The sequence below is a fragment of the Gemmatimonadaceae bacterium genome (assembly GCA_016720905.1).
Taxonomy (GTDB): domain Bacteria; phylum Gemmatimonadota; class Gemmatimonadetes; order Gemmatimonadales; family Gemmatimonadaceae; genus Gemmatimonas.
On sequence record JADKJT010000003.1, the window covers coordinates 145,667 to 162,847 of the forward strand.

Genomic DNA, 17,181 nt, shown 5'->3' on the forward strand with positions numbered 1-17,181 from the left:
TCGAAACTACCTGCTTGACGATCGGACCGCCAGCGCGAGCGTCACGTGGGGGGCAAAGGGCGTACTGGAGAGCAGGAATGTGATGATAAGACGGGAGAATGGAGACGGGAGACGGGAGACGTCCGGGCTGCCGGGTCAGTGTCTCCCGTCTCCCGTCCACCGTCTCCCGTCTTAGATCACCTGATCCCGACCAGATCACCTGATCCCCAGCTGCTTATGCACCTGCACCGACAGCCGCCACCTCGGATGCGCCAGGCAATACGCCAGCGCTGCCTGCGTGTTCACGGCCAACTCCGGCCCGTCCATTGGCTGTAGCAGGAAATGGGTGAAGGCCAATCCCTCGAATCGCTCGGGTTGAGCGGCCTCCTGGGGGAACACCAGCTTGAGTTCGTCGCCCGCGGTGAGCATCATCGGCGCGTTCGCCTTGGGGCTCACGCAAATCCAGTCCAGTCCCGCCGGTGCCGGCTGCGTGCCGTTGGTCTCGACGGCAATCTCGAATCCCTGAGCGTGCAGCGCGTCGATGGCCGCCGCGTCCAATTGCAGGAGCGGTTCGCCGCCGGTGCACACCACGAAGGGGCGCACGTCGGCCGGCGCATCGGCTGGCCAGCGAGTCTTTACGAAGGCGGCGAGTGCTGCGGCCGTACCGAACTTGCCCCCATCCGGACCTACGCCAACAAAGTCCGTATCGCAAAACGTACACACGGCGGTCGCCCGATCGGCTTCGCGACCCGTCCACAGATTGCAGCCGGCGAATCGACAGAACACGGCGGGCCGTCCCGCGTGCATGCCTTCACCCTGCAGCGTGTAGAAGCACTCCTTCACCGTGTAGGTCACACGTCGCTCACCGACTCGCGTACGCGATAGGATCGCTGATGCCGTTGGCGGCGAATCCGCGCAGTCGCAACTGACACGCGTCGCAATGACCGCAGGCGGTGCCATCGGCGGCGGGATCGTAGCAACTGGTGGTGATTGCGTAATCCACTCCCAGCGACTGGCCAAGCGCGACGATATCGGCTTTGGTCAGATGCTGCAGCGGCGCGTGAATTTCCAGTCGTTGCGTGCCTTCCACCCCGGCACGTGTGGCGAGATTGGCCATGCGCGCGAAGGCCTCGATGTACTCGGGCCGGCAGTCGGGATAGCCCGAATAGTCAAGCGCATTCACCCCGATGAAGATGGCCGTCGCGCCCAACACTTCGGCCCACGCCAACGCGAATGAGAGGAAAATCGTGTTGCGCGCCGGCACATACGTCACCGGAATTTCGTGCGGCGTCAACGCACTGTCACGATCCTTGGGCACGTCCACATCACTGGTCAGCGCCGAGCCGCCCCACAGTCGCAGGTCGATATCCACCACCACATGCTGTGCCACGCCCTGCGCGGCCGCGACTCGGCGCGCCGCGTCAATTTCCCCGGCGTGGCGCTGACCATACCGAAAGGTCATCGCGTACGGGGTGTACCCGTCGCGCTTGGCGACGGCCAGGACCGTCGTCGAATCGAGACCGCCCGAGAGCAGCACCACCGCGGGCCGCGTGGCGGCAGTGGGCGGGTGATCGGATACAGGTCGGAAGGGTGCGGCAGGCGCAGGCATGGGCGAAAAGTAGCAACCCGATCCCCGTTGATGGGGCCTGACCGGTGTGCGACCTTCCACGGGTCGTCACCCGATTCCCTTATCTGTCCCGCATCGTATGAACTGGCTGTCCGACCCGAACGCCTGGATATCGCTGCTGACGTTGACGGTGCTCGAGGTCGTCCTCGGCATCGACAACATCATCTTCATTTCCATCCTGAGCAGCAAGCTGCCGTTGGCGCTGCAACCGCGTGCGCGCTCGCTGGGACTGGCCGGCGCCTTCGTCACCCGCGTGCTGCTGCTGTTGTCCATCACCTGGGTGATGCGACTGACCGAGCCGCTGTTCACCGTGGTCGGGCACGCGCTGTCGGGTCGTGATCTGATTCTGGTGATTGGCGGGCTGTTCCTGATCGGCAAGGCCACCACCGAAATCCACCACAAGCTGGAGGGTCCCGTCGAGGACCCGTCGGTCAAGGGCGGCGGACGCTCGCTGTGGGGAACGGTGGCCCAGATCATGGTGATCGACATCATTTTCTCGCTCGACTCGGTCATCACCGCCGTCGGAATGGCGAATGACGTCACGATCATGATTGCGGCGAATGTCGTGGCGTTGGGCGTGATGTTGTTTGCGGCCGGCACCATCAGCGGGTTCGTGGACAAGCATCCCACCATCAAGATGCTGGCGTTGGCGTTCCTCGTGCTCATCGGCACCAACCTGGTGGCCGAAGGACTTGGTCAGCACATCGCCAAGGGTTACACGTACATGGCGATGGCCTTCTCCGTCATCGTGGAAATGCTCAACATCCGGGCCCGGTCCAAGCAGGAGGTTGTGCAGCTGCGAGGCCCGCACCTGCCCGACGAACCGGCCTCGTGAACTCGCATCGCCCCTTTCACCAATTGAGGTAACAATGGACGGACATTCGTTGCACCTGATGATCAATCACTTCCCGGTGATCCTGTCGCTGCTGGGGCTTGCTGCGGCGTTTGTTGCCCTGGTCACGCGTCGTCGCGCGGTGCTGCTGTTCACACTCGCTACCCTCACCTTGTCTGGCGCGTCGGTCTACCCCGCATTCTGGACCGGTGGTGAAGCCGAGGAGCAACTCGAGGAGCGGTGGTATGTTGACCGGGCTCAGATTCACGAGCACGAGGAAGCGGCTGAAGCGGCCATGTGGATGGTGCTTGTCACCGGCGTTGTCGCGGCAGCCGCGTGGTGGTTGACGCTACGGACCATCCGCGAAGTGAAGCCGGGGCTGGGGATGTTGTCCGCTGTGCTGGTGCTCAGCCTGCTCAGCGCGACGGCCATGGCCAAGACCAGTTGGGAGGGCGGGTTCATTGCCATCAAGAACCCTGTCCTCACGAAAAGCGCACCACCGCCGGGCTACGTGGCACCGCCTGCGCCGACCCCTCGCTGACCGTCTGGGCGATCGTCCAATTCGATGCTGTGAACAGTGTCCTGAAATTGGGACACTCTTTCGGGTTGGACAATCTCCAGAGTGTGCAAAGCGTTGACTGACAAGTGGTTGCACAAGAACTGACATTCGGCGCATGATATGCAATTGATGGGGGCGTCCACCTACTGGAGGCTCCATGCGTTCGTTTGTCCGTCCTGTCGCTGTTGCTGCGACCTCGCTCATCCTCGCGTCAATCGCCAACGCGCAACCCGGCGTTGGTGCGTCGCTCACGCCCTATGCGGGCTACCTGATCACTGGCAACTGGTATGACGGTCCGATCGGGACCAACTTGTCTACCAGCAATTCGCCGATGCTGGGTGTGCAGGGATCCGTACCGCTGACGCGCGGCGTAGCCCTCGTTGGAAACCTGGCGTACGCCAGCGGTGATCTCCGGGTAGGGTTGCCGGTGCTTGGTGGTGTCAACATCGGGACGGCCAAGACCTGGTTGTACGACGCCGGACTCGAAGTGGGTGGCCTGGCCGGGAAGGGCACGGGGGTCGCGCCGTTCGTGCAGGGCGGCGTTGGTGGCATGACCAGCGATATCAAGAACACCCTGTTCAACGTACGTGCGTCCAACTTCGCGTACACGGCTGGCGTTGGCGTGGACGTGGGGCTGGCGAAGGGCTTCGCCGTGCGCGTTCAGGCCAAGGACTGGATTGGCAAGTTCAACTCCGAGGACGCTATCGGCTTCCGCGTGAACGGCAACCTGACACACAACTGGGCGCTGTCAGGCGGTGTCCGATTGGGCTTCTGAGCCCGCGGCCAGCGGTTAACTTCGAGTTCGGACGATGGTGACGTTTTCTCCGGAGATTGTCGGTGCCGAACTTTCAGTGGGATCGCTTGACGGGCAGCCGAACGCGGCTGTTGGCAGCACTCGTGACGGTACTGATTGCGTCGCCGCTGGCATCGCCGGCGGCGGCGCAGCAGAGCGTCCCTCCCAAGGACACGGCGGCGCCCCCCGCGCCTCGCACCGATCCACTGGCCGGTGATCGCGACAAACTGAACGCGACCTCGGCCAAGGCGCGCGCGCAACAGGATCAGTTCGAGCGGAATCATCGGTCGGGATTGCGCTTTTACAATGGCGGGGCCGACGCCAAGTGCGACGTCGACTTCGGCGGCAACCTGTGTTACTGGAACAACAACGGTGACGTGCCACCGCCCGAAGAACGCAACGATGCCAAGATCGAGCGCCTCGAATTATTGGTGGTGTTGAAGCAGGCGCAGCAGGCCGACCCCGCCGACGACTGGGTGAGTGGCATGCGCGTGCGCTACGCGCTGGAAGCAGGGCAGTTGGACACGGCGGCCATGGCCGCGACTGCGTGTGCCGGCACGGCCTGGTGGTGTGCCGCGCTGGAAGGGCTTGCCGCTCACAGCGACAATCGACATGAAGCGGCCGCCCGCGCATTTACGCGCGCACTGGATGCCATGCCGGCGGCACAGCGCTGCGAATGGACGGATCTCACCTGGTGGCTTGAGCCGTCTGAGCAAACGGTGTACAAGGCCATTCCCTGCGCCGATCGCGCGGCGGAAAACACCCGTATCTTTCGGTTGGCACAACCACTGTGGCTGCTGCCAGCCAACGACGTAGCCAACGAACTGTATTCGCGCTGGACCATCTCGCGTGTGCATTCGTTGGGGCGCATTCCCTACGAACTCACTTTTGGCCGCAATGTGCTGGAGTCGCAGGTGCGGTACGGTTGGCCCACGGCCTGGTCCATTCAGAACGGCGGCGTGGCCGATCCGCGCCCGCCAAGTGTGATTGGGCATGAACCCACGCCCAGTTACGATTTCATGCCGACGCCGGCCGCGCTGGCGAAGCCCGTGGGTGCGACCAACGCCGACTGGAATTTCAAGCGGTCCAAGGCGCGCATGCGCTACAGCCCGCGATTCGGCACGGGATATGGCGCCTTGCCGCATCAGTTCGCGCGCTTCCGTCGCGGTGATTCGACGCTGGTGGCCGGTGGCTACCGCATGGTGCGCGAACTGGAAATGGGGCGCGCGCCGTATACGGCCGCCCTGACGTTTGACGGCTTCAACGGCCGCGCGCCGCGTCAGGTGCGCAAGGACAGCGCTACCGCGGCTGGCGCCTTGTTGTTGAGCATGGGCACCACGCCCATGCTGGCCAGCCTTGAAGTGCTGGCCCCGGTAGGTCGCAAAGCGGCTCGTGCGCGCGAAACGGTGCAACCGCTGCCGGCCGGCGCGCGCCTGTCGGACTATCTGGTGCTGGTGCGCGGCGATCCATCGGCCGCGCCGTCGCTTGAACGCAGTGCCACCACCGCCTACGGCTCGTTGGAAATCGAGGGCGGCACGACCATCGGGTTGTACTGGGAGATCTATCGACAGGCCACCGTGTCGGCGCCTCTGTCCATCTCACTCAAGGCCACGCGCATCGGGGCGAGCTTCATGCAGAAGCTGGGCTCGTCCATTGGACTTTCAAAAGCGGTGACGCCGGTGTCGATTCGCTTCGCCGATAATGGTCGGGCTGACGGCGCGTTTGGCCGGAGTCTGACGCTGAATTTCCCGCAGGTACCCAACGGGGAATATCAGCTAACGCTGGTGGTGGCTGGGGGAGGGATGACGGACAGTACGACGCAGCGGATACGGGTGAAGAACGGGAAGTAGGCCTAGCGTCCGCCCTTCACAACGATCATCCCCACCGGGCTGCCGTAGTCATCATTGCCGATGGGCAGGTTGGGCGGCGCAATCCACTTGCCGCCATCGGCGCGCACGGTGATGCGATGGACGCCGGGTGCGAGCTTGAGCGCCGCGCGCCACTTGCCGTCACGACCGCGCGTCATCTGCGTCACCATCCACTGGGTCGCGTCACCCATCAGCTCCACCGATTCGGCCTTGGGTGCGTCGATCAACAGCACGATACGTAGCGTGTCTCGATCGGTCGCGTTCGACGCATCGTCGGCCTTCGCCATGCTGATGGTCGCCGAATCGACGGAACCGATGGTGTGCGTCTCAAACGAGAGAATGCCACCGGGCGTGTCATCAGCCCGGCCAAACCACGGCAGGCCGGCCAGTCGCACACCAAGCGCCACGACTGGCGCAAATTTGCGATTGCGACCAGACCCCAGGTCGTCGCGCAACGCGGTCGATCCCACCGACGCGGAATTCGTTGCCGCCGCACCCACCACGGACAACCAGGCCGTCACAGGTTGCACAATGGCAATGGACGCGATGGTCGGTGCCACCCGTGGCTTGGGGGCGAGTGCGTCACTGGAGATGGTCGTCGCCACCGGTGACGTCATCGACACCAACCACGTGGTGGGTCCCGTGTTGAATCCCAATGACGCAATGCCGGTGGCGATATCGCGTCGCTGCAGTGACCGCGTCGAGCGTGTCGAAACCAGACGTCCCGACAACGGCATCTGCATGGGCAGCGACGTGTTGGTCTCGTCGATGGTGAGTGTTTGCGTGGTGACGCGTGACGCGCGCTCCACCGAGAAACCCACGGAGAATTCCACGCCGGACAGTCGTGACATCACGCCGGCTTCGGCGCGCTGGATGGCGCCGATGTCCACGCGACGCGAAACAGTGGTATCCACCCGCGCGGCGGCGTCGAGGCCGGTGCCGAACGCCGGGGTGAGGCCCAACGTCTGACCGGGAAGGCCGCCGTTGACATTCACGTACCCGTAGCTGACGGCACTCCACACCTGCGCACCAGTGAATCGCGCGCGCGCGCGCAGCGCAATCATCCCTTCCGCCGCGCCACTGGCTCCCACCGCGTCTCGCGCCCGCACGTCACCGTTGGCGATGGCACTGAAGCGGACGTTGCCAAGTCGACCCAACGGTTGCGTGGCACCCATCCACACTTCGCTGCGCTGCGTGATGCCGGAGCCGCCTTCGACTGATGAGGCAAGCCCGAGCACCGAAAACGTGGGCGCCGATGTGGCGGGACCAATTGCCGATGCCGGTGCCACCGGTGCCTCACCACCGCGCTGCGCCAGGAGTGCCGAGGGCATGACGGTCAACAGCGAGATCAGGCTGACCGCGTTCGGCACCAATATGCGCGGCACTACGCGTCCAAAACTCACTGGAGAGCGTTTCGCCAAAGAGCGGCGGTACGACGCGCGAACAACACGGCGAGCGATCGTCACGGGCTTGGTGGGCGGATCGGTTTGCGATCCGGCGCTGCGGGCGCAGACGACGGGTTGGAACCAGGGACCGTGCCCTTAAGGTAGCGATTGAGGGCGTCGACAGCCATCCCCGGCCCGCGCAGCGAGTTCTTGGCCACCGTCTCCCGCAGTCCGTTGAGCGCTTCGTCGGACGATGGCATTCGCGTGATGGCCGTGACCGCGTCCCGCGCCGCGTTGATCGGCACTCCCCGCTGCTTGATGTCGGTCAGCACCATCAGCGGCACGGTCACCGATCCCACGGGTCTGGCGGCCCGCACCGCAGCCAGCGAGGCCACATCAATCCCGGCGCGCAACGCTGTCGCGCCAGCGTCCAGCTCGGCTACGGGCGCGGTGGGTCCCAGTACTTCCATGGCCTGCGCCAGCGCGGCGGCATGGGCTCGTACCACCCGCATGATCTCGGCACCGCTCTTCTTCCGGGCCGAACCCTCCAGCGCCCGATTGATCAGGGGGCCGGTGGGAATACCCTGCTCGACGGCACTGTCTAGAAAAGAACGCAGACTCAGTGCCGTGAGGCTGTCAAAACGGGTGGCGTCAAACTGCACTTGTTGCGCACTGGCCTGTGCTGCCTGGATGTCGAAGCCGTCACGCACCGATACCGGTGACGGTGGCGGGAGCATACCCGATGCCGCCACCAGCTGTCCGGCCAGTGCGAGGGTGAACAACGGAGCGGACATCACTTGGGCAGGCCTTCAACCATGACCGCGTTGGCGGGTCCGTAGCCTTCATCGGGCACCTGCGGTGCCATGGGATCGACCACCCAGCGCGCGCCGTCCACCACAAACGCATACACGTGGCGGCCCGGCGACATGGGCACGTTCACCGACCACGAGCCGTCACGTTGACGACGGGCCATCGGTGTCGCGCGTTCGTCCCAGCCATTGAAATCGCCGACGATGGCCACCGCACGGGCGGCCGTTGGCAGTTGCAGGTCGAAGCGAACAGCATTGCTGCTGAGCGGGGTAACCGATCCCTGAAGCGCAGCGGCGGTGCTATTCACAAACGCGGAATCCGCCTCGCGCGCTGTTTCGGTTCCACGCCACGGTCTCATGGTGGCGGTCACCAGTACGGCGGCCGCTGCCGCACCCCACCACCAGCGCGCACGCGGGATGCCGAACGCCGAGCGAGACCGGTGATGCATGGCCTCCGCCAGCACGGTGCGCGCGCAGCGTTCGGCGTGCACGGCGTCGGTGGCGGGTGTGGCTTTGTACAGCGCCGCAATGCGCGCGGCGATGTCCGCGTCCTCCCCATCGGTCGATGGGAACGGCAGGATGTGGCGCTCAGTCATGTTCCGGGCCGAGTATCGCGCGGAGGCGTTCGACGCCTCGCTTGACGCGCATTTTGAGGGCGGATTCGCCGATGCCGGTCATGGCAGACATCTCCGTGTATTCCAGGCCTTCGGCGTACTTGAGGAGCAACGCTTCCCGTTGGCTGGCATCGAGCTGCGCGAGCGCGCGCGAGAGCGCCACGTCCTCAACGCCGGGCGCGAGTGTCGACAGGGGAGCAGCGGCCCGTTCAATGGCCACCTCGTCCTGCACAAAGCGACGCGCGCGTCGTCCACGTGAGGTGAGAGCGTTGCGGCACTGATTGGTCAGGATGCGAAAGAGCCAGCCGCGAAACTGATCGCGTTCGTCATAGCGGGCGATCGCGAGGTACGCGCGCAAGAACGACTCCTGAACCACGTCTTCCGCATCGGCCCGTTCTCCTAGCATGTGGTACGCGAAGCGCCAGCACGCGTCATAGTAGCGTGAAACCAGAGCGCCGAATGCGTCCGGGTCCCCGGCGCGGGTCCGAGCTATCAGCTCCGCGTCATTCATCAAGAGGACAACACTTGAGGGGGGACGGGCGTCACCGGCTGGTCCCGTTCACGGGACAGGGACCCGTCAGGCACTCATGGTGGCGTACACCGACATCACGAAGACGGCGACCGCCAGTGCCACCCCGATCTTGTTGATCCCCCCAACCCGTTCCAGCCAGGGGAGCTCCTCGGTCTTGGGCAACCCCTGCGCCAAGGCAATGCGCACCGCCGCCTGAGCCCGTCTGAACAGCAGCCAATTGCCAATGCCGCCGGAGGCGATGAACACCGAGACGCCCACCCCGATCTGGGTCAGCATCAAGCCGCGATTCTCCGGTTTCTGCAGCTCGGTCATGGTCATCTGGGTGTCCGACCCCGTGAGGAGGCGAAAGGCCAGCCCGGGAAAGAGCATGAAGCTGAAGGCCGCCAGATAGAGCTTGCGGTACAGCAGCCACCCCGACGTGAACAGCGCGGCGCTCCAGTTCCAGGTGGGTACAAAGGACGGGTCCTTGAAGAACGGCTCGAACTTCCGCGCGTACGTGGGCCATTTCGCACCGATGAACGCCATCATGCGTTCGTCCGTGAGCGGGTTGGCCGCATCCTGCTGGCGGCGTGCCCAGGCGGGAAGACTCGGGTCGGGCGAGTTGTTGGTCTGCCCGGTATCGGGCGACGTGTCGGATCGGGGATCGGTCATGCGGAAGCGGCGCGTGGCGCCGGTTGCTGTTGGGTAAGGCAGTGGAGCGTGCCGAGTCCCCAAACGAGGTCGACGGCGTGGATGCCGACCACCTGATGGTGCGGCATCAGGTCGGCGATGATGTTGAGGGCGAGGCGATCGTTCACATCGTTGAAGGTGGGTACTATCACAACCCCGTTGGCGATGTAGAAGTTCGCGTAACTGGCGGGCAACCGCGTGCCATCCATCATTACGGCTCGCGGAAAGGGTAGTGTCACCACGCGCAACGGCGTGCCGCGCGCGTCGCGAGCACCCCGCAATCGATGCAGGTTGTCCAGCGAACGGGCGTGATTGTCGTCGGACGGGTCCGGCTCGTGCGCGAGGACCACCACGCCCGGCGCGACAAATCGCGCGATGTCGTCGATGTGTCCGTGCGTGTCATCACCCACGCAGCCGTCGCCCAACCAGATGGTGTGCGTGATCCCCAAGTATTCGGCGAACGCCTGCTCGTAGTCGGCGCGCGTGAAGCCGGGGTTGCGCACCTGGACATCGCTCAGCAGCCACTCTTCAGTCACCAGCATGGTGCCGAGGCCATCGGTCTCAATGCCGCCACCCTCAAGAATGAGCGGTTGGCGCGTGTCATGACGGCTGGCCTGCAGGCGCGGCAATCCGGTGATGCGCTGGACGGCGGCGGGAATGAGCGCGTCCTGCGCGTAGTTGTCGTACTTGGCCCACGCATTGAAGCCCCAGTGCACCAACGACACGGATCCATCCGCGCGATGCACACCGGTGGGGCCTGAATCACGCAGCCACACGCGGTCGGAGGGCTGCAGATGCAGTCGATACGTGACGGCGTCGACATCGTGCAGCGAAAGTGCCTCGCGCGCGGCTTCACGAACGGTTTCGTTGTGACAAAAAATCTCCACGCGTTCGTGCCGCGCGAGCGCGCGCACAATCTCGGTGTACACCCACGGGATGGGTGCCAGCTTGCCCGGCCAATCTGGCTCGTGATGCGGCCACGAAATCCAGGTGGCGTCGTGCGGCTCCCATTCGGCCGGCATGCGGACCATGGGCGACGTGGACAAATCGCTCACGAACCGCCCAGCCAACGCTGGGTGATGGGGCCGTACGCGTCCACGCGACGATCGCGCAGGAACGGCCAGTTGCGGCGCGTCTCCTCAATGAGCGACAGGTCGCAGCGTGCGGTGAGAATGGCGGGATCGGTGCCGGCCTCGACGAGGTAGCGTCCGAAGGGATCGCAGACAAACGACTGCCCGAAGAACTCAAGACCGTCGGTGCCTGCCTCGGCTTCAAAGCCCACCCGATTGGCGGCGGCGACAAACACGCCGTTGGCGATGGCGTGCGCGCGCTGCGCCGTGCGCCACGCGTCGACCTGCGCGGTGCCGAACGCGGCCTTTTCGGCGGGATGCCAGCCAATGGCCGTGGGATAGAACAGAATCTGCGCCCCCAGCAGCGACGTGATGCGGGCGGCTTCGGGATACCATTGATCCCAGCAGATGAGCACGCCGATGTCGGCAAACTTCGTGCGCCACACACGGAATCCGCTGGTGCCGGGATGCGTGTCGCCACGCTGATCGGGCGCTACGTCACCGGGCGCGAAGTAGTACTTCTCCTCGAACAGCGGATCATGCGGAATGTGCATCTTGCGATACGTGCCCAGGATTGCGCCGTCGGCATCGATGACGGTGGCCGAATTGCGATAAAGCCCTGGCGCCTGCTTCTCGTAGTACGGCACGACGATGACCACGCCCAACTGCTTCGCCATGGCCTGCATGGTGGTGACCACCAGCCCATCAACAGGTTCAGCGATGTCGAACCGATCGGGGCGGATGATCTTGCAGAAGTAGGGCGCGTTGAAGAGCTCCTGCAGGCAGATAATCTGCGCGCCCTGCGCGGCGGCCTCGCGCACGCGGTGCACGGCGCGCGCCAGATTGGCAGCGAGGTCGTTGGTGGCCGTGTCCTGGATGAGACCGACCGTGACCGCATTGGTGGATGACATGATGAAAGGTCATCTGAAGTGGCGGGGTTTACAAGGTTTTAAGACGGGAGAATGGAGACGGTAGACGGGAGACGCCGGGTCCGATGGTCGGCTCCTGTCTCCCGTCTCCATTCTCCCGTCTCCCGTCTTTCATCACCGATCTCGCGACACCACCTTTCGTACAGATCGACCTGGCGCATCGAACAGTGGCGTCAGATACGCCACCAGCAGGCGCTTGAGTTCGTCCAGCAACGGCTTCTTCTCGGCCGCCGCGGCGCGACTGCGGCGGGCCAGCACGGCCTGCCCCACCGAGGCGCTGATGAGCGCGGCGCGACGGCGATCTTTGGCGGGCAACGCGGGATTGCGGGCGGCGAACAGCACGTCCAGACGGTCGACGAACGAGTCGAACAGCTGGGCGCGCAAGCGCACCGGGGCCGAGCGCGTATCGTCGGCTGGCCCTTCGTTGGTGGCGAACACACGGCGGAATGCCGGATTGCGATCGTGAAATTCGGCGAGTGGACGGACGATGCGATCGATGAGTCGCTCCAGCGCCATACCATGCGGGTCCATGGGAAACGCGCGCTCGTGGATGGCGCGCATTTCATCCGCGTAGCGCAAGGCGAGCGCGGCCAGCACCGCGTCGCGATTGGGGAAGAACTGATACAGGGACCCCTTCGCGGTGCGTGCCTTGAGCGCGATGGCCTCGGCCGTAGCAGCGGCGATGCCGGATTCAGCGATGACCTCGGCCGCGGCGTCGAGCAGCAGCTCCACACGCTTCTGTCCGCGCGATTGCCGAGGGCGTTTGCGGTACGCGTCGTCCGAGTCGGGTGCCACCGCGGCCGATGCGTGCGCCGAGTCGGAGGGACTTGCCGCCGCGACTGGCAGGGCGCGGGGACGTGGTCGGGCGCGTTTCTCGGTCATGCGGCGGATGAGCGCGGGTGGCATAGGTACGGCGGCTTCATCGAGAGTCAACTACCACGGCCACCACGTCCATCACATTGGTGCCGGTAGGGCCCGTGCGCAGCAGGTCGCCCGCGGCATCCAGCGAAAACCACGACCGCCCTGTTACCAGGTCGCGATCGGGACGACGTCTCCCCCGTCGCCGCGCATTGAGTGGCGTTCCACAATCGACAATCGCGCCGGCCGCATCGGTTGGTCCATCGCGACCGTCGGTGCCGGCGGCCAGCAGGGTAATGCGCCAGGCAAAATCGTCGACATCGCGCGCGCGTTCCTCAAGGCGCATGGCGGCGGACAGGGCCAACGCCTGCATGCGTCCACCTTTCATGGGTTCGTCGGGTGTGCCATCGGCTTCGTCTTCGGTCAGCGCGCGATCGACCATCTGACGCAAGTGCACCACCGGTTCGCCACCGGTAACCCACACCGCGCGTTCGTGTCGCGGCAGTGTGGCGGCCATGTGCAATGCGCGACGGGCAATGGCCTCACCCAGTTCGGCCGCGTCGCCTTCCAGCGGCATGTCTTCAATGGTGACGTGTTGCGCCCCTGCCGTGCGTGCCGCGTTGGCCAGCGACTCGACGGCGTCACGATTTCGCGCCACGTACTGGTACGACACCGCGGCAAACGCGGGATGATTCACGGGCGGCACCAATGGCGGCGCATCGCCGCCTTGCACGCCCAGGAATTGCGCCATGTCACGTTCGAGACTGCTGCGCAGGTCGTGCGCGTCCACCAGCGCGAAAAACGTCGTGTCGTCGAGCGGTTCGGGCGAGCAGGGGCCCGAGCCAATCACTTCGGGCGCGTCGCCAATGACATCGGAAATGGCGAACACCGCAATGTGCGCCGCGCCGCGTGCGTGCAGCGCCACGGCCAGTCGACCGGCCCCCCAGCGCAAGACGCGTCGACGAATCGCGTTCATCTCGTGAATCGCGAGTCCCGATTCCAGCAGTGTCTGGGCGAGGTTGGCGATGTGGGCCTGGGCACGTCCCGCATCTCCCACGCGCTGCGAGAGGGCGGCCGTCGGTGCGGCGGCCAGTGATGTGGTGCCGCCCGACACCAGCACGAACACCACGTCGTTGGGCTCGACGTTGCGCACGGCATCATCGATGGCGTCGGCGGCGTTGAGCGACGCGGGGCCGGGCACGGGGTGATCGCCGATATGGACTTCGACAGCCCAGGGGAGCGTGCCGCGCGGTCCCAGCTCACTGATGGCCGGCTGGTGCGACGTGACGACGACGCCGGAGGTGATGGAGATGTCGCGCTCGAACAGGGCATCGGCCGCACCCGCCGTCATGGCGGAGGCGGCTTTACCGAGGGCGATGACGTGCAGGCGGGTGCCGGACGCGATCGCGGTGGGATGCACTGCCATCCACGCGCGCACCGCATCACGGGTGCGGGGAAACGGGGCCGCGCCCTCGACCGCCGCTTTGTAGAGCGCGGTGGCGAAGGCGCGGGATGGCGAGGCATGAGTCGGATCGGGCATGCCGCGAAAGCTGCAACACTGGTGGTCGGGCGTCGACCCGCGTGTGCGGACTTCTTTACCTACTTCCCGTCGCTCGCAAGCGCTATCGCCTTGCCAAGTTCACCGTAGGCATCGTCCGACATCTGCCGGAAGGGCGTCGCGATGTAGGTAATCTTGCCAGATGGATCGATGACGTAGAGGTGCCGCTTATGCCACAGGATGCTGCTGGCACCGTAGGCTTTGCCGACCGCCTTGTTGCCATCGGCCGCAAAGTGAAACGGGAAATGGTCGTCCTGTGCCCATTTGGTGAGCGAACTCTCGTTGTCGGTGCTGACGCCCAGCAGCATCACCTTCTTTCCACCCTGAAAGAGGTCGGCATACTGGTCGCGATACGCTTCCATCTGAGTGGTGCAGCCCGATGTTCGCGCTTTGGGAAAGAAGGCCAGCACAACGGTTTCTCCGCGGTGCTCGGATAGTCGGAACGGTTTGGTGTCGGTGCCGGCCGCCGTGACCGTGGTGACGGTGAAGTCGGGCGCGAGGTCTCCTACCTTGAGCGCCTGCGCCACGGCGAGTGCCGGTACGCAGGCGACCAACTGGAGGGCGACTCGCACCCTCGATGTGATGGACACGATTGCTTCGCGCAACTGCGCGCTATTTCGCGTTGCCGGCCTGTGCGATGGCGGTGCCCAGCGTGGAGTACGCGTCGGCGGACATCTGCAGGAACGGCGTGTTGATGTAGGCGATCTTGCCCTTGGGGTCGATCACGTACAGATGGCGCTTGTGTCCGCGACCCGGCGCGTTGTTGGCGCCGTACGCGGTGCCCACGGCGGCATCCACGTCGGAGCCAAAGCGGAACGGGAACTTGGCATCCTGTGCCCACGAGATGAGCGCGGTGTCGGAATCGATGCTGACGCCAATGAGCGAGACCTTCTTGCCGCCCATGAACACCTGCGCATACTGGTCGCGATAGGCTTCCATCTGTGTGGTGCAGCCGCTGGTGCGGGCCTTGGGGAAGAAGGCCAGCACGACCGTTTCACCGCGGTGTTCGGAGAGCTTGAACTTCCTGGACTCCACACCCGCCGACGTGACCGTGGTGACCGTGAAGTCAGGCGCCATGTCGCCAACCTTGAGTGCGTTGGCCGCAGGTGCAGCCGGAGCGGCCTGCGCGCCCGCCGTGGCGAGGGCGATGGCGGACAACGCGACGAGCGTGGACACGGCAGCAAGCGGCTTTCGCACGATACGTGTGAAAACGGACATGAACGGCTCCTCAGTGGCACGGGTGGTGAACGTGACGACCGCCGGACGCAGGTGCGGGGCGGCTACCCAATAACGATAACGTCGGGCAAAGCGTTCCGCCGCTGTCGCTGCAGTGGGACGGATAAGTGACTGCGGGAGGGGACAGATGATGCGCCCGCCAACCTGTAGGTGGTGGTACACCGAGAGATAGAGAATGGCACGGCTCGTGCTTAGTTGGACTCCTGGCGGCGTGCGCCGCACACGTGCCTTGCGCTTTCGCACGGCCCATTCGGAGGATTCATGACACTCATTCGTTCGCGACTTGCCTTGCTGGCATTCCCTGTCGGTCTGGTCACACTGTCGGCGTGTGATCGCAACGCCGGCCGAACCGATGACCTGCTGCGCGCCGACCTGGCGGCGGCCGCGCAGGCGCCGTCGTTGCGGCAGCAGTATGCGAGCCCGCAGGAACTGGGATATCCACCGGGAACGGCGCCCGGGTACGCTCCGGCGTACGGGGCGCCGCAATATGCGTATCCGCCGCAGGCCGTGTACGCGCCACCGCCGCGCGTGGTGTATCGCGACGCGCCCACGCGGGTGGTGTATCGCACGCGACCGGCTTCGCCGTCGGCGGGGGCGTCGTCGGCCGGGTCTGGTGCGGGTGACGTGGGTGACGGTGGGGGTGCAGGGACCTCCGCACCCACCTCGGAGCGCAATTCGACGCGTGGTGCGGTGATTGGTGCGGCGACCGGAACGGCGGTGGGGATTCTCACGTCGCGCGACAAGGTAAAGGGCGGCGCGGTGGGCGCGGTGGCCGGTGCCGTGCTGGGCGGCGTGATTGGCTCGCAGATTTATACGAGGCCGCGCAAGCCATAGCGGTCTGCGAAGCCTGTCGGGCTTACGGCGCGATCACGCGCAGTGCGTTCGGCAGGCTCCGGATGCGTACCGTGCGACTGCTGGCGTGATGCGGTTCGCCATCGGCCTGGAAATGCAATGCGTCGAGCGATGTCAGGGTGAATTCAGCGGCGCGCGCGGTGCTCACCGCGTGGTGTGTGATGTGGGCGCCACGGGGGGCGCGGGCGAAGAGCATGGCCCGGGTGGCAGCGGGTGCATTTGCAATCCCTATCACATCGAGCATACCGTTGTTCAGTAGCGCGTCTGGTGCGATACGAAAGGCGCCCCCGAACCACTGGCCATTCGCAAAGACCACCGTCAGCCAGTCGCGCGATGCGCCGTGATGCAGGGCACTGACACTGGCGGAGAATCCGCGATAACGAAAGAGCTGTTGCAGTGCGGTGACTACATACAGTGTGGTGCCGCGCAGCATGCGCGGTCGGCGACGCGGATCTTTGGTGCGCTGCAGCACATCGACATCAAAGCCAAACCCGGCGGCGTTCACAAACGGCACGCCGTCAATTTCGGCGGCGTCAATGAGGCGCGAGGTGCCGCTGGCAATGAGACGGGCCATGGCCAGATAGTCGTGCGCGGGAATGTGCAGCGACTTGGCAAAATCATTGCCCGTGCCGGCGGCGAAGATGGCCAGCGGGGTATGCGAGTGCGTGGCAATGAGTCCGCGAGCGGCGTGGGTGACGGAGCCGTCGCCGCCCAGGACCACCAGCGCTTTCGCATTCGCGTGCACGGCTTCGGTGGCCAGGCGGGTTTCGTCGCGCGGGCGCGTGGATTCGACGACTTTGACGGGTCCGATGGTGCGGAGGGCGGCGTACGCGCGATCTGTTTGATGCCGTGCGCGACCGTTGCCGGCGGCCGGGTTGACCAGCAGGTGGATGGGGCCGGAGAGGTGTGCAGCAGCGAGGGCGGGCATGGGGGGAAGTTAGCGCGCGGGGCCGGCTGCCGTGCGAATCTGCCGCTTGACGTCGATGCTGACCAGCGTACAATCTTGCGCGT

19 protein-coding genes are annotated in these 17,181 nt (G+C 65.2%); 5 read left to right on the top strand and 14 right to left on the bottom strand.

Annotation, left to right across the window (positions count from 1 at the left end; all coding sequences use genetic code 11):
* Positions 1 to 195 precede the first annotated feature (195 nt).
* Complete coding sequence (gene queE, locus IPP90_05075) at positions 196 to 834, bottom strand: 7-carboxy-7-deazaguanine synthase (GenBank protein MBL0170094.1); 639 nt, start codon at positions 832 to 834, stop codon at positions 196 to 198.
* Positions 835 to 841: 7 nt separating this feature from the next.
* Positions 842 to 1,588 carry a 7-cyano-7-deazaguanine synthase QueC gene (gene queC, locus IPP90_05080; protein ID MBL0170095.1) on the bottom strand — a complete coding sequence of 249 codons (747 nt, stop codon included), beginning with the start codon at positions 1,586 to 1,588 and terminating at the stop codon, positions 842 to 844.
* 97 nt (positions 1,589 to 1,685) lie between these two features.
* On the opposite strand from queC, the gene IPP90_05085 reads away from it, so the two are divergent.
* From IPP90_05085 to IPP90_05100, 4 genes are all read left to right on the top strand, one after another.
* Complete coding sequence (locus tag IPP90_05085; GenBank protein ID MBL0170096.1) at positions 1,686 to 2,441, top strand: TerC family protein; 756 nt, start codon at positions 1,686 to 1,688, stop codon at positions 2,439 to 2,441.
* 34 nt (positions 2,442 to 2,475) lie between these two features.
* Positions 2,476 to 2,979, top strand: a complete 504-nt coding sequence (locus IPP90_05090; GenBank protein ID MBL0170097.1) for a hypothetical protein — start codon at positions 2,476 to 2,478, stop codon at positions 2,977 to 2,979.
* A gap of 175 nt (positions 2,980 to 3,154) precedes the next feature.
* A complete protein-coding gene (locus IPP90_05095) occupies positions 3,155 to 3,772 on the top strand; it encodes an outer membrane beta-barrel protein (GenBank protein ID MBL0170098.1) in 618 nt (205 codons plus the stop codon).
* A 62-nt stretch (positions 3,773 to 3,834) separates the two neighbouring features.
* Complete coding sequence (locus IPP90_05100; protein MBL0170099.1) at positions 3,835 to 5,640, top strand: hypothetical protein; 1,806 nt, start codon at positions 3,835 to 3,837, stop codon at positions 5,638 to 5,640.
* Positions 5,641 to 5,642: 2 nt separating this feature from the next.
* Here the strand turns inward: IPP90_05100 and IPP90_05105 are convergent, their stop codons facing one another.
* From IPP90_05105 to IPP90_05155, 11 genes are all read right to left on the bottom strand, one after another.
* On the bottom strand, positions 5,643 to 7,043 hold the full coding sequence (locus IPP90_05105; protein ID MBL0170100.1) for a glycogen-binding domain-containing protein: 1,401 nt from the start codon (positions 7,041 to 7,043) through the stop codon (positions 5,643 to 5,645).
* Between the two features lie 77 nt (positions 7,044 to 7,120).
* Positions 7,121 to 7,837 (bottom strand): hypothetical protein, encoded by a 717-nt coding sequence (locus IPP90_05110; protein ID MBL0170101.1) that lies wholly within the window; start codon positions 7,835 to 7,837, stop codon positions 7,121 to 7,123.
* Positions 7,837 to 8,448: an isoamylase early set domain-containing protein gene (locus IPP90_05115; protein ID MBL0170102.1), complete on the bottom strand. Its 612-nt coding sequence runs from the start codon at positions 8,446 to 8,448 to the stop codon at positions 7,837 to 7,839. The genes IPP90_05110 and IPP90_05115 overlap by 1 nt, the downstream gene beginning before the upstream one ends.
* Positions 8,441 to 8,980 carry an RNA polymerase sigma factor gene (locus tag IPP90_05120; GenBank protein MBL0170103.1) on the bottom strand — a complete coding sequence of 180 codons (540 nt, stop codon included), beginning with the start codon at positions 8,978 to 8,980 and terminating at the stop codon, positions 8,441 to 8,443. The genes IPP90_05115 and IPP90_05120 overlap by 8 nt, the downstream gene beginning before the upstream one ends.
* Positions 8,981 to 9,043: 63 nt before the next feature.
* Positions 9,044 to 9,649 (bottom strand): DUF2628 domain-containing protein, encoded by a 606-nt coding sequence (locus IPP90_05125; GenBank protein ID MBL0170104.1) that lies wholly within the window; start codon positions 9,647 to 9,649, stop codon positions 9,044 to 9,046.
* Positions 9,646 to 10,698, bottom strand: a complete 1,053-nt coding sequence (locus IPP90_05130; GenBank protein ID MBL0170105.1) for an agmatine deiminase family protein — start codon at positions 10,696 to 10,698, stop codon at positions 9,646 to 9,648. Before IPP90_05130 ends, IPP90_05125 begins: the two co-directional genes overlap by 4 nt.
* Positions 10,699 to 10,718: 20 nt before the next feature.
* The gene (locus IPP90_05135) at positions 10,719 to 11,648 is read right to left on the bottom strand and encodes a carbon-nitrogen hydrolase (protein ID MBL0170106.1); all 930 of its coding nucleotides are present in this window, start codon (positions 11,646 to 11,648) and stop codon (positions 10,719 to 10,721) included.
* A 132-nt stretch (positions 11,649 to 11,780) separates the two neighbouring features.
* A complete protein-coding gene (locus IPP90_05140; GenBank protein ID MBL0170107.1) occupies positions 11,781 to 12,548 on the bottom strand; it encodes a TetR family transcriptional regulator in 768 nt (255 codons plus the stop codon).
* Positions 12,549 to 12,585: 37 nt separating this feature from the next.
* Entirely contained in the window at positions 12,586 to 14,064 is a 1,479-nt protein-coding gene (locus IPP90_05145; protein MBL0170108.1) for a DUF4147 domain-containing protein, read from the bottom strand.
* Positions 14,065 to 14,123: 59 nt separating this feature from the next.
* The gene (locus tag IPP90_05150) at positions 14,124 to 14,672 is read right to left on the bottom strand and encodes a redoxin domain-containing protein (protein ID MBL0170109.1); all 549 of its coding nucleotides are present in this window, start codon (positions 14,670 to 14,672) and stop codon (positions 14,124 to 14,126) included.
* 22 nt (positions 14,673 to 14,694) lie between these two features.
* On the bottom strand, positions 14,695 to 15,300 hold the full coding sequence (locus IPP90_05155; GenBank protein ID MBL0170110.1) for a redoxin domain-containing protein: 606 nt from the start codon (positions 15,298 to 15,300) through the stop codon (positions 14,695 to 14,697).
* A 279-nt stretch (positions 15,301 to 15,579) separates the two neighbouring features.
* Between IPP90_05155 and IPP90_05160 the strand changes: the two genes are divergently transcribed.
* Positions 15,580 to 16,152 carry a hypothetical protein gene (locus IPP90_05160; protein MBL0170111.1) on the top strand — a complete coding sequence of 191 codons (573 nt, stop codon included), beginning with the start codon at positions 15,580 to 15,582 and terminating at the stop codon, positions 16,150 to 16,152.
* 22 nt (positions 16,153 to 16,174) lie between these two features.
* Here IPP90_05160 and IPP90_05165 read toward each other — a convergent pair whose 3' ends face one another.
* Positions 16,175 to 17,098, bottom strand: a complete 924-nt coding sequence (locus IPP90_05165; GenBank protein MBL0170112.1) for a diacylglycerol kinase family lipid kinase — start codon at positions 17,096 to 17,098, stop codon at positions 16,175 to 16,177.
* Between the last annotated feature and the right edge of the window lie 83 nt (positions 17,099 to 17,181).

Coding starts and splice junctions, on each gene's coding strand:
- IPP90_05090 (MBL0170097.1), top strand. CDS start 2,476: ATGGACGGACATTCGTTGCACCTGATGATCAATCACTTCCCGGTGATC.
- IPP90_05125 (MBL0170104.1), bottom strand. CDS start 9,649: ATGACCGATCCCCGATCCGACACGTCGCCCGATACCGGGCAGACCAAC.
- IPP90_05130 (MBL0170105.1), bottom strand. CDS start 10,698: ATGGTCCGCATGCCGGCCGAATGGGAGCCGCACGACGCCACCTGGATT.
- IPP90_05115 (MBL0170102.1), bottom strand. CDS start 8,448: ATGACTGAGCGCCACATCCTGCCGTTCCCATCGACCGATGGGGAGGAC.
- IPP90_05160 (MBL0170111.1), top strand. CDS start 15,580: ATGACACTCATTCGTTCGCGACTTGCCTTGCTGGCATTCCCTGTCGGT.
- IPP90_05135 (MBL0170106.1), bottom strand. CDS start 11,648: ATGTCATCCACCAATGCGGTCACGGTCGGTCTCATCCAGGACACGGCC.
- IPP90_05095 (MBL0170098.1), top strand. CDS start 3,155: ATGCGTTCGTTTGTCCGTCCTGTCGCTGTTGCTGCGACCTCGCTCATC.
- IPP90_05165 (MBL0170112.1), bottom strand. CDS start 17,098: ATGCCCGCCCTCGCTGCTGCACACCTCTCCGGCCCCATCCACCTGCTG.
- IPP90_05110 (MBL0170101.1), bottom strand. CDS start 7,837: ATGTCCGCTCCGTTGTTCACCCTCGCACTGGCCGGACAGCTGGTGGCG.
- IPP90_05145 (MBL0170108.1), bottom strand. CDS start 14,064: ATGCCCGATCCGACTCATGCCTCGCCATCCCGCGCCTTCGCCACCGCG.
- queC (MBL0170095.1), bottom strand. CDS start 1,588: ATGCCTGCGCCTGCCGCACCCTTCCGACCTGTATCCGATCACCCGCCC.
- IPP90_05155 (MBL0170110.1), bottom strand. CDS start 15,300: ATGTCCGTTTTCACACGTATCGTGCGAAAGCCGCTTGCTGCCGTGTCC.
- IPP90_05140 (MBL0170107.1), bottom strand. CDS start 12,548: ATGACCGAGAAACGCGCCCGACCACGTCCCCGCGCCCTGCCAGTCGCG.
- IPP90_05085 (MBL0170096.1), top strand. CDS start 1,686: ATGAACTGGCTGTCCGACCCGAACGCCTGGATATCGCTGCTGACGTTG.